General features: G+C 73.9%; 17 protein-coding genes. 8 read left to right on the top strand and 9 right to left on the bottom strand.

All coding sequences use genetic code 11. The features are described from left to right. Positions 1–48 precede the first annotated feature (48 nt). Positions 49–714 (bottom strand): SprT-like domain-containing protein, encoded by a 666-nt coding sequence (locus G5V58_RS01105; protein ID WP_165228003.1) that lies wholly within the window; start codon positions 712–714, stop codon positions 49–51. A gap of 74 nt (positions 715–788) precedes the next feature. On the opposite strand from G5V58_RS01105, the gene G5V58_RS01100 reads away from it, so the two are divergent. The 3 genes from G5V58_RS01100 to G5V58_RS01090 are packed head-to-tail and all read left to right on the top strand — an operon-like array spanning position 789 to position 2,679. Then, on the top strand, positions 789–1,451 hold the full coding sequence (locus G5V58_RS01100) for a hypothetical protein (protein WP_165228001.1): 663 nt from the start codon (positions 789–791) through the stop codon (positions 1,449–1,451). Further along, positions 1,448–2,074: a hypothetical protein gene (locus G5V58_RS01095; RefSeq protein WP_165227999.1), complete on the top strand. Its 627-nt coding sequence runs from the start codon at positions 1,448–1,450 to the stop codon at positions 2,072–2,074. The genes G5V58_RS01100 and G5V58_RS01095 overlap by 4 nt, the downstream gene beginning before the upstream one ends. Further along, positions 2,071–2,679: a hypothetical protein gene (locus G5V58_RS01090; protein ID WP_165227997.1), complete on the top strand. Its 609-nt coding sequence runs from the start codon at positions 2,071–2,073 to the stop codon at positions 2,677–2,679. The genes G5V58_RS01095 and G5V58_RS01090 overlap by 4 nt, the downstream gene beginning before the upstream one ends. Here G5V58_RS01090 and G5V58_RS01085 read toward each other — a convergent pair. Next, positions 2,621–3,844, bottom strand: coding sequence for a hypothetical protein (locus G5V58_RS01085; protein ID WP_165227995.1), 1,224 nt, complete (start codon positions 3,842–3,844; stop codon positions 2,621–2,623). The two genes, G5V58_RS01090 and G5V58_RS01085, sit on opposite strands and share 59 nt — an antisense overlap. Continuing rightward, positions 3,837–4,013 (bottom strand): hypothetical protein, encoded by a 177-nt coding sequence (locus G5V58_RS01080; RefSeq protein ID WP_165227993.1) that lies wholly within the window; start codon positions 4,011–4,013, stop codon positions 3,837–3,839. Before G5V58_RS01080 ends, G5V58_RS01085 begins: the two co-directional genes overlap by 8 nt. Before the next feature lie 14 nt (positions 4,014–4,027). Between G5V58_RS01080 and G5V58_RS01075 the strand changes: the two genes are divergently transcribed. Beyond that, a complete protein-coding gene (locus tag G5V58_RS01075; protein WP_165227991.1) occupies positions 4,028–4,657 on the top strand; it encodes a hypothetical protein in 630 nt (209 codons plus the stop codon). Positions 4,658–4,661: 4 nt separating this feature from the next. Here the strand turns inward: G5V58_RS01075 and G5V58_RS01070 are convergent, their stop codons facing one another. From G5V58_RS01070 to G5V58_RS01045, 6 genes are all read right to left on the bottom strand, one after another. Then, a complete protein-coding gene (locus G5V58_RS01070; RefSeq protein ID WP_165227989.1) occupies positions 4,662–4,970 on the bottom strand; it encodes a winged helix-turn-helix domain-containing protein in 309 nt (102 codons plus the stop codon). Positions 4,971–5,451: 481 nt separating this feature from the next. Next, positions 5,452–5,994, bottom strand: coding sequence for a hypothetical protein (locus tag G5V58_RS01065; RefSeq protein WP_165227987.1), 543 nt, complete (start codon positions 5,992–5,994; stop codon positions 5,452–5,454). A gap of 10 nt (positions 5,995–6,004) precedes the next feature. Beyond that, a complete protein-coding gene (locus G5V58_RS01060; protein ID WP_230486984.1) occupies positions 6,005–6,337 on the bottom strand; it encodes a TraR/DksA family transcriptional regulator in 333 nt (110 codons plus the stop codon). Next, complete coding sequence (locus tag G5V58_RS25560) at positions 6,334–7,023, bottom strand: hypothetical protein (RefSeq protein ID WP_196240545.1); 690 nt, start codon at positions 7,021–7,023, stop codon at positions 6,334–6,336. The genes G5V58_RS01060 and G5V58_RS25560 overlap by 4 nt, the downstream gene beginning before the upstream one ends. 50 nt (positions 7,024–7,073) lie before the next feature. Continuing rightward, entirely contained in the window at positions 7,074–8,033 is a 960-nt protein-coding gene (locus G5V58_RS01050) for a PGN_0703 family putative restriction endonuclease (protein WP_165227985.1), read from the bottom strand. 106 nt (positions 8,034–8,139) lie between these two features. Then, positions 8,140–10,227 carry a glycoside hydrolase family 15 protein gene (locus G5V58_RS01045; RefSeq protein WP_165227983.1) on the bottom strand — a complete coding sequence of 696 codons (2,088 nt, stop codon included), beginning with the start codon at positions 10,225–10,227 and terminating at the stop codon, positions 8,140–8,142. Positions 10,228–10,304: 77 nt separating this feature from the next. Between G5V58_RS01045 and G5V58_RS01040 the strand changes: the two genes are divergently transcribed. From G5V58_RS01040 to G5V58_RS01025, 4 genes are read left to right on the top strand one after another with little or no spacing between them, the layout of a single operon-like run. After that, entirely contained in the window at positions 10,305–10,598 is a 294-nt protein-coding gene (locus tag G5V58_RS01040; protein WP_165227981.1) for a WXG100 family type VII secretion target, read from the top strand. Further along, positions 10,595–10,900, top strand: coding sequence for a WXG100 family type VII secretion target (locus G5V58_RS01035; RefSeq protein WP_165227979.1), 306 nt, complete (start codon positions 10,595–10,597; stop codon positions 10,898–10,900). The genes G5V58_RS01040 and G5V58_RS01035 overlap by 4 nt, the downstream gene beginning before the upstream one ends. Then, positions 10,897–12,189 carry a WXG100-like domain-containing protein gene (locus G5V58_RS01030; protein ID WP_165227977.1) on the top strand — a complete coding sequence of 431 codons (1,293 nt, stop codon included), beginning with the start codon at positions 10,897–10,899 and terminating at the stop codon, positions 12,187–12,189. Before G5V58_RS01035 ends, G5V58_RS01030 begins: the two co-directional genes overlap by 4 nt. Then, complete coding sequence (locus G5V58_RS01025) at positions 12,186–12,500, top strand: hypothetical protein (protein WP_165227975.1); 315 nt, start codon at positions 12,186–12,188, stop codon at positions 12,498–12,500. The genes G5V58_RS01030 and G5V58_RS01025 overlap by 4 nt, the downstream gene beginning before the upstream one ends. The last annotated feature ends 144 nt before the right edge of the window (positions 12,501–12,644 follow it).

The raw sequence follows: 12,644 nt of genomic DNA, 5'->3' as shown, positions 1-12,644 counted from the left end.
CGGGTGACCGCGTCCGTTGCCCAGATCAACGACGGTGGGGCGCCGAGGTCACGCAGGCTCGACCCACGCGAACGGGACGCGCAGCAGCAGGCGCCCGACCCGCAGGTGGTACGACGTCCGCCCGCGCTTGGCGACCCGCCCGACGACGCCGTGGTGCTCACCCTCCACCGTCACCCGCGCCCGCGCGCCCACCGGCAGCAGCACGGTGCGCCGGCCCTCGCGCAGCCGGGCCAGCTCGGCCTCGTAGTTGGGGTGCAGCACCGCCGGGCGGCCACGGTGGGTCCAGGCGTAGACGTGGTCCAGGTCGAAGCGCGACGAGCACAGCCCGCACGTCAGCACCCGCTCGGGGCGCCGGTGCCGCTCGAGGGTGTGCCCGGCCGAGCACGTGCCTAGCCACGCCGCCTGCACCCGCGGCGACTCGGCGGACACGCACCGCTCCCCCGAGCAGCCGATGGCCTTCGCCCGCGCGCGCCACACCGCGTCGTGGCCGTGCCGCGGCCCGACCAGCGCGTGCGCGACCTCGTGCAGGATCGTGTCGCGCACGTCGGCCTCGTCGTGCACGGCGGTCAGCGGCGCGCTGAGCCCCAGCACCCTGTCGGAGAACCGGCAGATCCCCGCCCGCAGCTTGGCGTTGTCGTAGGCGACCTCCCAGTCGTCCAGGCCGTGCACCTCGAGGAGGTACTCCGCCATCGCGAAGGCGTCGCGCAGGTCCACGCCGACGAACCTACGACGGGGCACGGACACCCGGATCGTGTGGCACGCGGGCAGAGGCGTCCTAGCATGCGGGGGTGACCGAGCGGGCGGCCGAGCAGTTGACCTCGGGGCCGCCTCCCCGGCGCCAGCGGGTCCGCGAGTTCGTGGCCCGCCGGTCCGGCACCCAGCGGGTCGGGGTGCTGGCGGCCGTGCTGGTCCTGCTCACCGCGCCGTTCGGCGGGCTCAGCTCGGCCCAGGACGCCGACGTGGCCACGCTGGAGCTCGGTCAGAAGATCGACACCGGCCCCTACTACATCACCCTCACCCGGGTCCGGCAGCTCGAGTCGCTGCCGCCGGTCGAGGGCGGCGTGCCGGGCTCGCGGCTGCTGGTCATCCGGATGACCGTCACCAACCACACCGATCGCGCGGAGTTCGCCAAGCTCTCGTGGAACGCCATCGGCGGGGAGCACACCGGGGTCATCCCCTGGCCCGGCGACTCCGAGCCCGTCCGGCACGTCTACGACGTGAACGACGCGACCGAGGTCCCGGGCGGCGAGTTCATCAACCCGGGCCAGACCTACGACTACGCGGTCGTGCTGCGCCAGGAGACCGACACCGACCTGGACGGCGTCGTCCTCGAGGTCTCGGGCTACGACTACCTCGAGGTCGACCCGCAGACCCTGGACCCGGAGCGGTGGGTCTTCGACGACCAGGCGCTGGCGCGCGGCCACGTCCCGATCGAGGTGGGCGAGGCGTGATCGGCGGCCGGCTGACCGGGGCGGTGGTCCTCGCCGCCTCGCTCTGGGTGGGCCACCTGGTCACCTCCGAGCTGGACATCAACGAGGTCAACACCGACCCGTTCCTGCGCAGCGGCACCGTCGGCGAGCCGGTGCACCTGGACTACGCCGACGTCGAGGTCACCGACGTGGAGCCGGCGCAGTACATCGCCCCGACGGACAAGACCGAGCTGGCCCGCATCGCCGGCGGCGTCTTCGTGGTCGTGGTGACTAAGGTGACCGCGACCCGGGAGGCCGAGAGCTTCCTCGACGTGCACCTCGTCGACGACCGCGGCCGGGTGTTCCTCCGCTCCGCCAAGGCCGACTGCGCGGGCCCGACCGGGGCGAAGGCCGCGGTCCCGGACTACGCCATGTTCTGCTTCGACGTCCCGAAGACCGCCCTGGCCGGGCTCCGCCTGCGGATGGCCCGCGGCTCCGACATCTACGACACCACCCGCGGGGACGCCATGGCCGACGTGGACCTGGGCATCTCCCGGGCCGACGCGGAGGACTGGGCCGAGACGACGACGGCGTACGGCCAGGAGAAGGACAGCGACCGGCCGATCGAGCTGCAGGAGATCACCCTGACGCAGGTGGACTCGTGAGCGGCTGGTGGCGCACGAACCGCGTCTGGCTGGCGGCGCTCCCCTTCTGCGTGGCCGGAGCGGCCGCGGCGTCGTCGTACAACGTCAAGGACAACTGGTACGACGCGGGCCTGCACCACCGGATCGCCGAGGGCTCGGCGCACACCTGGGTCGAGGTCCACGACGAGTACACCGACCCGGTCGGCCCGACCAGCCGGACCTACCGGGTGCGCCTGGACGCGGTGGGCGACACGCCCCTCTACCCCTACTGGGAGGACGGGACACCCGCCCCACCGCCGGACGGGCTGCGCGCGGTCACCGTCCGCCTGGACTGGCGCGCCGAGCCCGACCAGCAGCTGCGCGGCTGCACGCTGGCGCTGGTCGACGAGGACGGCCGGCGCTTCGAGGCCGACACCACCGACGCCTGCACGCCGTTCGAGCAGGGCGGTCCGGAGGCGCCGAGCCCGGGCGCCGACGAGCGACCGACCACCGGCCCCGAGGGCGAGCCCGAGCGCCCGGCGTCGTGGACCACCAACCCGGTCGTGCTGGTTCCGGAGGACACCCAGATCAGCGAGGTGTGGGTGTACTGGGAGACACCTGACCACGTCGACCTGCGCGTGCCCTGACCAGCCAGTCGACGGCCGCGGCCAGCAGGGGCGCGGTCAGCGCGAGCGAGAGCGCGAAGCCGGCGGCGAGCTCGTAGGGCCCGAAGGCGTACCACGTCTGGAACGGCTGCGGCCCCACCACCGCGCGCACGCCTTCGTGAAGCAGCGCGGGGAGCCGGGTGATGGTGATGAACCCCAGGCTGAACAGCAGCATCGGCACCAGTCCGGCGCTGCCGAGCAGGCGGACGCCGTCGACCAGGGCCGAGAACCGCTCCTTGACGTCGGCCCACAGCGCCCGCAGCAGCCCCTGGGGGCCGGTCTCGGCCTCGTCCTGCTCGACCAGCTTGAACCCGAGCACCACCGCGGCGAGGGCGAGCCAGGCGACCGGGACCAGGACGACGGCGTCCAGCGAGCTGACGACGTCCTCGACCAGGCCGGCCACCGCCGTGAACGCCCCGGCGACCGGACCGAGCGCGTCCACCACCCAGTCGTAGGCGTCGGTCCACCACTGGTAGGCGACGCGGTCCTCGATCCAGGCGCCGCCCTCGACCCTGATGACCACGACCTGACTGGCCAGCTGGACGGTGTAGTAGAGCTCGACGAGCGCGCCGACGTAGGCCAGCGCGGTCAGCTTCCAGCGGCGCTCGGCGCGGCCCAGCGCGTAGCGCAGCAGCCAGGCGCCGGCCACGATCAGCAGCGCGACCTGGAGGGAGTAGATGCCCAGCCGGGCCGCGGTCGTGCCAGGCCCTCCGGTGGCGCCGCCGCCCAGCCCGGTGAAGAGGATGTCGGCGGCCGCGCTGTTGCGGAAGCGGAAGATGTCGGCGTCCAGCAGGCCGTACGCCGTGTAGACGGCCAGGAACGGGACCAGCGCGCTGACGGCCACGTCGACCAGCCGGACATCGCGGCCTTCGGTCGGCGCCTCCTCGACGATCTCGTCCACCGCGGCCAGGGTCGGCAGCGAGGTGCGGCAGATCCGCAGCATCGCGACCATCGGCAACAGGTAGCCCAGCGGCGCGACGAGGAGCAGGAACTGGGCCAGCTGGGTCTGCACGTCGCTGACCTGGACGGCCAGCCAGACCGCGGCCACGCGCACCGCGGCGCCGAGGAAGCTCAGCGCGAGCAGCGCCGGCCAGTGCCGGACGAGCAGCCGGCCGGCGGTGAGGAAGACCGCGGGGACGTCACGCACCGCCGTCGGTCGTGCCCTTCCCGGCGCCCTTCTCGAGCCGCTCGTGGAGGCGGGTGCGCACGTCCTCCGGGGTCAGCTGGGAGCGCTGGCGCTGGTCGCGGGCGATGACCGCACCGGTGGCCGCCACGCCGGCGAGCCCGGCCAGGCCGAGCCACTTCCAGAGCTTCACGCCAGAATCGTGCCATGGCCGACTCGCGCATCGACCTCGACGAGGCGGTCGAGCTGACCCGGACCGGCGACATCTGGCTCTTCCGTGGCGACTCGATCGCCGACCACGCGATCCGGGCGCTCACCAACGCGCCGGTCAACCACGTGGGGATGGCGGTGGTGCTCGACGACCTGCCGCCCCTGATGTGGCACGCGGAGCTCGGCAAGGGGCTGCGCGACGTGTGGACCGGCGACCACCACCGCGGGGTGCAGCTGCACGACCTGCGCGAGGCGGTGAAGCAGTGGACCGACCGCTACGGGCAGCGCGGGTGGCTGCGGCAGCTGTCGGTCGAGGTCACACCGGCCATGGAGGACGCGCTGCTCACGACGATCGCGCGGATGGACGGCCTGCCGTTCCCGTCCACCGTGGGGCTGATCGGGCGCGTGGCCCGTGGCCGGCTGCACCGGCGGGCGCCGGCCGAGCTGGCCTACTGCGCGGAGGTGGTCGCGTCGGCGTACACCTCAATGGGGCTGCTGGACGGCTCGCGGCCCTCGAACTACTACGACCCCGGCAAGTTCTGGTCCGGCGACGACCTCGAGCTGCGGCTCGGGGCGCGGCTGGGCGAGGAGATCGAGGTGTGGGACACCGGGGTGAGGTACTGGTGAGCGCTCAGTAGGCGGTCGCGCGGCCCGCGTCGGTCAGCTCCCAGACGCCCGGCTTGCCGCCGGCCATGAGCCCGGCGTCGATCATCTCCTTGCGCGCCGTCCGCGCGGACTGGTGCCAGCGGACCTCGCCGGTCGGCGTGGGCTGGCGGTCGCGCTCGCGCAGGTCGTCCTCCATGGCCATCTCGAGCTCGAGGAGCATGTCCTCGGTCTCCAGGCTGCCCTCGGCCTTGAGGATGCGCACGATGTGGGGGCGGAACGCGGCCTGGTCGGTGACCCGGCTGGGCGGACGCGAGGCCGGCGCACTCGTGCGCACGCTCGTGCTCCGTGGTGCCGACGCCGACCGGGTCCGCGGCGCCCGGGGTGAGGGCGGCGGCGGGGGCGGAGCCTTGGGCATCCCGTGGACGCAGGTGCTCAGCGGCAGGTCACAGAGGTCGCAGTACTCCTCGGCCACTCGCCCAACACTACGAGGCGCCCGAAGCGGGCGTCGAGGAGGTCAGCCCTCACCGCGGGAGGAGCGGGCGGCGGCGTGCGACGGGCCGCGGAGCCGGGGGGGCCGCGTCGTACTGCTCCAGCCTCGGCAGGGTGTGCGCCACCGGGTCGGAGCTGACGTGCTGGTCGCCGTGGTGCGAACCGAGCTCGCCGAACGCGCGGAACGGGCCGCCGTCAACGGCGCAGGTGACCTCGAGCCGGTCGGGGCCCACCTCGCGGGCGCCGAGCAGACCCTGCCGCGCGGGTGCAGCGGCTCGTCGGCCGGGCGGACCGCGCCGAGCGAGGAGGACACAGACCACGACGCGTCAGGACAACGGCGCGGCCAGGACCTTCTTCGTGAACCGCTCGGTCCCCGGCGCCCAGTCCACGGTCGCGGCGGGCTCGCCGCCGACCGACGACTTCACCGCAACGGCGAAGCCCACCGGGTCGCCCAGACAGGCCGGGAACACCCGGATCTTGGACGTCGTGCCGGCCATGGACAGCCGCACGCAGTCGAGCTCGGAGAGGTCCTTGCCGTCGGCGGTGAAGGACTTGGCCCGGCGCACGACGTACTCCGAGAAGGCGCTGCCGGACAGGTGCACGTCGGGCACCTTGTCGCCGTCGAGGTCGAACCACACGTCAACCGCGTCGCCGGCGGCGACCCGGCGGTCGTGGGTGACCTTGACGACCGCGGGGCGCTTGCTGGTCGGGGCCGAGCGCAGGCTCACGCCGACGATGTCGTAGGCGGCGGTCTTGTCGACGGGGTCCTCGATGCTGCGCGACGTGGGCGGCAGCGCGTGGGCGGGCGGGGCCGTGAGGGCGACGAGCGCGGCGGCGGCGGTGGCGGCGAGGACGGTGCGGGGGCTCACCCCGCTCAGACTAGCGAGCGCAGGCCACGCACGTCCGGGCCGCGGGACGGGCCTCCAGGCGACCCTCGGGGATCGGCGCCCCGCAGCGCTCGCACGCGCCGTACGTCCCGGCGTCGAGGCGCTCCCGGGCCGCGTCGAGCTCGGCGAGCTGGTGGGTCAGCTGGCGGGCGAGGGTCGCGACCTGGGAGCGCTCGAAGGCGATGGTCGCGCCCTCGGGGTCGTGCTCGTCGTCGGCGTTGGAGTGGAGCGAGGCCTCGACGAACCCCTCGTGGTCGCTGCGCATCCGGGCCAGCCGCACCTCGGTGCGCTCGCGCTCCTCGGCGATGCGCTCGCGGGGGGTCACGGCGTCGGGCTGCTGCTCGGCGCGGTGGGCGTCGCCGTGGGCGAGCCGGTCGGCGAGGGCGTCGGGGTGGGCGTCGGGGTCGGCTCCTCGGGCGTGCTCGGCGTCGGGGTCGGCGTGGGCTCGTCCGAGGGCTCCTCGCTGGCGGACGGCTCCTCGCTCGGCGTGGCCGAGCCGCTCGGGCCCTTCGTCGGTTGCTGCTCCGGGCTCTGGTGGTGCCGGCCGCCACCGCTGTTGCCGGTCACGCCGCCGAGGGTGGTGCCCTGGTCGCGACCGCTGCCGCCGGTGTACGACGAGACGCTGCGCCCGGCGACGGCCTCGAAGGCGGTCAGGGCGACCACCACCACCGCGAACGTGGCGCCCGCGACGAGCGCGACCCGTCGCCACGGCAGCCCGCGCAGCCGCTCGGACCACGGCCGGGGCTGCTCCCGGGCCTCGGCCTCGGGGCTGAGCCGCAGGCGCGCGGACTCGCTGGCCCGGCGTACGGCGGTCCGGCTGCGGGCCAGCCCCTGGGCGTACAACGCGCTGCCGACCGTCGCTGCGACGCTGCCGAGCGCGGCGCCGATGAGCGTGCCGACGGCGCCGAGGGTCGACAGCAGGACGGCGGTGGTGACCGCCGCCAGCGCACCGGCCAGGGTCTTGACCCAGTCGATGTCGAGTCTGGGGAAATCAGGGGTGGGGTCGGACATGACCCATCCACAGTGCCCGACGATCGCGGGCACACAAGGTGACCTGCGTCCTAGAGCTCCAGCGAGGCCGAGTCGTCGTCGGGCATCTCGGCCTCGATGAAGGGCGGGTCGAGGTAGCGCCCGGCGAACGCGTCGGCCCAGTGCGCCTGCGGCCCGAGGCCCTCACGGACGCCGGCCACGAACGACTCCAGGGACACGATGCGGCAGTGCTCGGACGGGTCGCGCAGCGCGGCGCTGACGCCGGCCAGCGCGCGGGCGGCGTCGGGGTCCTCGCCCAGGCACATGATGACCACGGACGCCGACTCCACGCCCATGACGCCACGCTGGGCGCAGGCTGCGGCCAGCAGGCTGGTGCGCCAGAGCTGGTTGGTGGCGGGGCCGACGAGCGGGCGGGCCGTGCCGGGGTGGAACCACCCGCTGTACTCGTGGACCTGCCGGTAGCCGTCGCTGTTGTAGATGGTGTGGTTGAACTGCTCGGTGTACTTCACCTCGACGCCGACCAGGTGCCGCCGCCCGTCGGCACGCCGGGTCACCACGGCCGCGTCGAAGCCGGAGCGGTCGCCGAGCACGTCGACCGCCGGGCGCCACGCGCACTCCATGACGTCGACCGCGACCGCGTGCGGGTCGAGGAAGGCGCGCACCACGTCGAGACCGCGGTCGGGCTGCGCGCGCAGCTCGCCGAAGATCGAGAAGGCCATCGGCAGGCTGGAGAGCATGTTGCGTTCCAGGCGCGCCTGGTCGACCGCTCCCCCGGCGGCCTGCACCAGCTCCGCGCGCTCCATGGCGTAGTCCGCTGCGGTCAGCGTCAGGAAGTTGACGCCGGGCCGCTCCTTGACGTCGCGCAGCGACAGCAGGCTGCCGAGCGGACGGGTGCCGCCGTTGACGCGGTACTCGCCGTAGCCGGCGCCGAGCACCTGCTCGCGGTACCAGGACTGGAGCAGGCGGTAGCGCGCCGTGCGACGGGTGTCGCTGGCCACGGACAGGCGCGGATCACTCCACGAGAGCTGCATGAGTTGGAACCCCCCAAGAACTTCGTCCGAACTCAAGCGAACTCCTACCGCTTGTGGTAGTCCCCGAAACCACCGGTCTGGACCGAGCGCCCCCGCGGCGTACCCCTCATCGGGGATATCGGTCCGCGACGACGGCCTGCTGGTCCACCGGGCGCCCGTTCTGGATGGTCCAGGCCAGCCGGACGAGCACCGCGTGCGACCAGAGCAGGGGCGTGGCCGAGCGGGTCCCCTCACCCGCCAGGTGGGTCGCGGCGTCGGTCGGCGGCCGGCCGTCCCAGACCTGCTCGGCGATCATGTCGCTCGCGCTGGCAGCGTTGGCCATGGCCTGCAGGTACGGCGCGCCGCTCTGGCCCGCCTGCACGGCGTACTCACCGCGCTCGCCGGCCAGCAGCGGCCAGCCGCGCCCGAAGGTCTCGCGGCTGCCGTCGTCGGTGATCTCCCACTCGTCGCCGTTCGCCTTCTCCCCGTAGCCGTCGAAGGAGAACCGGTGCCAGAAGCTGCCGTTGGGGGTGTCGACCTTGAGGTCGCCGTCGACCACGGCGAGCGAGTTGAGGACGTCGGGGTCCTGCGGGTCGAGGATCCCGAAGCGGACCAGGTCCAGGAAGCTCGGGTCCACCACGCGGCGCTGGTCGGCGCGCGCCGGGCCGCCGTCGCCGATGGCGTAGCGCGTGCCCTTGTCGGGCTTGCCGTCCTTGGTCACGCGCACGAAGTACGGCGCGGCGCTGAGCGGGCCGTTGGTCGTCATCGTCCAGCCCTTGACCTTGCGGGCCCAGCGGTCGGCCGTGCGCTCCCAGCGCCGGGCCAGCTTGGCGTCGCCCTTGTCGCGGGCGATCGCGGCACCGGTGACCAGGCCGTCGATCTGGGCCGCGATGGTCGCCGGGGAGTAGCCGGACTGGTTCTCCCAGCGCTCCTGCGGCGAGTACGGCGCCTTGCGGCCGGTCTCCTCGTCGCGGAAGTGGAGCAGGAAGCGGACCGCCTTCTTGATGCCGCGGTAGGTGCGCCCGTCGGTCTGGCCGACCAGGTGCGCGAGCGCGATGGGCAGCGTGACCTGGTCCATCTGGAGCTCGGTCCACTCCTCGGTGCCGTCGGTGTCGGAGTTCTGCGGGAACGAGCCGTCCTTCTTCTGCTGGGTCCGGAACAGCCACCGGACCGCGCGCTGGGCCGCCGCGGTGTCGCCCATGGCGTAGAGAGCCGTCCCGATCTGGTAGAGGTCGCGCGACCACACCTCGTGGTACGACGCGCTCGGACTGCTCAGGTCCTTGATCTCGTCGCCCCAGACCCAGGGCACGGACGGGCTGGCCACGAAGGCGCCCGGGTTGCGCTTGTCCTCGCCGGCGGCCAGGACGAGCGCGCTCGCGTCGTACTGCCGCGTGATGGCCTGCGCGCTGGCCGGGACCGGCTTGAGGCTGCCGAGGTAGTCGTGCCAGCCCTGGTCGTACGCCGCGGCCGTGGTCGCCCACGGCTGGCCGCTCGCCGCCTTGGCCGTGCGGGCGGCGTCCTGGTCGCTGCGGCCGAAGCCGAGGCTGATCGTGCTCTCGCCGCCGGTCGTCGGGAGCGTCGCGGTCTGGACGAGGTCGCCCTTCTTCTCGTCCTTCGCCTCGGTCAGGGCCGGGCTGGCCACGAGGGCGCTGGCCACCCGGGCCTTCTCGTCCTCGGCCTTGAGCACGCGCTGGGTGCTGTGCCCGCGGTCGCCGGCGCCGCCGTTGCCGAGCGCCGGGTCGTACTCCACGCCGAGCTCGTGCGCCGCACCGTCGAGGGACTCCAGCCGCACGTGGATGACCACCGCGCTGCGGGCCGGGTCGGTGACGAGCTCTTCGGTGACCCGGTAGTGGCCGTCGCGGTCCGTGCTGACCTGGGTGAACCGCAGGCTGCGCTCGTCCGGGCGGCTCACGACCGTGGTCATGTCGCTGCTCTGCTGGTCCGTCCTGCCCTGATCGGTGACGGTCAGCTCGAGGGTGCGCACGCTCGGGGTGCTGAGGTCGGGGTAGAAGACCTCGCTGACCCGGCCGCCCTGCAGGGTGAACCACACCTTGCTGTCGCGGCCGCGCGCCGTGCCGAACCCGGCCTTGTCGGCCTCGGTGAAGCCCTTGCCCGTCTTCTCGGGTCTCTCCGCGTGCGCGGCGGCGGTCGGGCTGACGAGCGCGGCGGCGAGGGCGGCGACGGCGGTGGCGGCGACGAGGGGGCGACGGTCCATCTGGTGCGAGTACCCCGTTCTCCACAGATTGCTCTCCCGCCCGCTCAGCGGCCCGGATCCGGGGCAGCGTGGTGCCCATGACGATCGAGTTCTCGCGACCGGAGTTCCACGCCTGCGTCGCCGACGTCCGGCGGGCCGGCTCGGACCTGAGCGGGGCCCGCGCCCGGGCCGCCGGCGAGGTGGACGCGCTCCTGGACTCCTGGCACGGGGCCGCCGCCTCCGCCTTCGCCGACGCGTGGGAGGACTGGCTCGACTCCTCGGCCCGGGTCGCGTCCTCGCTGACCGGGCTGGCCGAGGGGCTCTCGCTGTTCTTGTCCGACGCGGGCGCCGTGGACGGCGCGGTCTCCGCCTCACTGGGCGCGCTGCTGTGAGTGCGTCCTTCGCCTACTCGGTCGACCTCGCGCGGGCCCGCGAGGTGGTCGAGTCGCTGACGTCCGTCGAGTCGTCGGTGTCCGAGGTCGTCGGCGACCTGCGCTGGCGGGTGGCGCGCCTGCACGCGCTCTGGCAGGGCGAGGCGGCCCTCGCCCACCTCGACGCGCACCGGGCCTGGTCGGCGGCGTACGACGACATGCACGAGGCGCTCACCGCCCTGCGGCGCGCCGTGCACCTGGCCGCGGAGGCGTACGCCGAGGCCGCCGCCACCAACACCGCCAACTGGGAGTCGGTCCGGTGATCGCCGTCGAGAGCCGGTCGTACGTCGATGGCGCGGAGGCCTTCGAGCGCGCCAACCAGGACGCCGCCCGCACCCACGACACGCTCGTCGCCCGCCTCGCCCGCACCGGCGGCATGGCGGGCGACTCGTCGGCGTCCGCGCCCTTCGCGTCCGCCTACGACGCCGCGGCCGCCGCCGCCCTCGCGGCGCTCGTCGGTCTCGTCGACGGCTTCGCCGCCTGCGGCCGCCTCGCCGCCACCTCGCTGGACAACCACGGCCGGGCCGAGTCCCACGCCGTGCTCTCGGGGCGCACCGTCTGGACCGGCGCCCACTGCGTCTCCGGCCCGGTCGCCGTCCTGCCCGCCTCGCTCCCCTCCGTGCTCGGCGCGGACTCCTCGTCGTTCCCGGACTGGGCGGCCTGGATCCTCGACCACGTCGAGGGGTTCGTCTGGCCCGACGCGTCCGTGCCGACGTTGAGGTCGGCCGCCTCGGCCTGGCGCGCGGCGGCCCTGAGCGTGGACGACCACGCCCTCTACTGCGCCACCGCCGCCACCGCCCTCGACCGCCTCCGCGCCCCCGAGGTCCCCGCCGCCCTGGCCGTCACCCACGCCATGGCCCGCCGCTGCCGCACCGTGGCCGACTCCTGCCGCGACCTGGCGCAGGCCTGCGACGACTACGCCACCCACGTCGAACGCCAGCGCGAGGAGATCCTCGACCTGGTCCACGACCTCATCCGCGACACCCTCGTCATCGAGGGCGCCGGCCTCCTCCTCGGCCTGGCCACCGCCGGCCTCGCCACCGCCGGCGCCACCGCCGCCAACGCGGCCCGCATCGCCGCCGCCGCGCCCCGGTTCCTGCGGATCCTCGAGACGCTGCGCGAGCTCGCGGTCACCGCCGCTGCGCCGCTGCGAGCCGCGACCTCGACGCTCGGCGAGGTCACGCGCGAGCTGGCGGTGTTCCGCAACGCCCGGTTGACGCTGGTCTCGACGTACAAGGCGGAGCGGGTCGCGCGCGTCGAGCGGCTCCGCGCCCTCGTCCGCCAACCGGAGCTTCTCGATGCCCAAGACCTGCGCGGCTTGTCGAAGGCCGATGTGCGGGCGCTGTGCGAGGGTTGGCCGGTGGCACCCACCTCCGAGGGCGTCGGCGTGAAGTACCTCGACGAGGCGCATCGCGGCCGCCAGATCAGGGTGATGGATGGCTACCCGCCGGGCTCGCGGCCGGACCCTTTGACCACCGGCCCCTACGCGGTCATCTCCAACGGCACCAGCCGCCCCATCAAGGTGCCGCTCGCCGGGAACCCAGTCCTGTGAGCGCCGACGATGCCGACGTCGCCCAGGCGCTGGACGACATGGAGGAGGAGTTCACGGCCTTCGGTTGCTACGTCCTGGGGCACATCGGGTGGGGCCTTAACGACGGCATCCGATCTCCGGCGGAGAAGCAGCGGCTCGGGCGACAGGTCTACGAGGCGTTCGCCTCGCGGCATCGCTCGAAGCTCGTATGGAGCAGGTGGCCCCTCGACCTCGAGAACGCCTGGCCCGTGGAGCCGGGCACCCCGCTCGACTTCGACCTGGACCCAGACGGAGACGTGAACGAGCCGCTGCTCGTGGTCGTAGCAGCCTGAACTTCGACAGGGGGGGCTTCCGGCATCGCGCCTCGTGATCGGGAATCACGTCATCGTCGCCGGTGGCTGCCGCTCCGCATCTCGGAGCACGCGCAGATAGCCGGGTCGCCGAGCGCATCGCCCGGCTGTGGCGCGACCGCAGAG

Source organism: Nocardioides anomalus (assembly GCF_011046535.1).
Taxonomy (GTDB): Bacteria; Actinomycetota; Actinomycetes; order Propionibacteriales; family Nocardioidaceae; genus Nocardioides; species Nocardioides anomalus.
The sequence above is the reverse complement of the archived record's forward strand: the minus strand, read 5'-3'. Positions and strand labels throughout refer to the sequence as shown.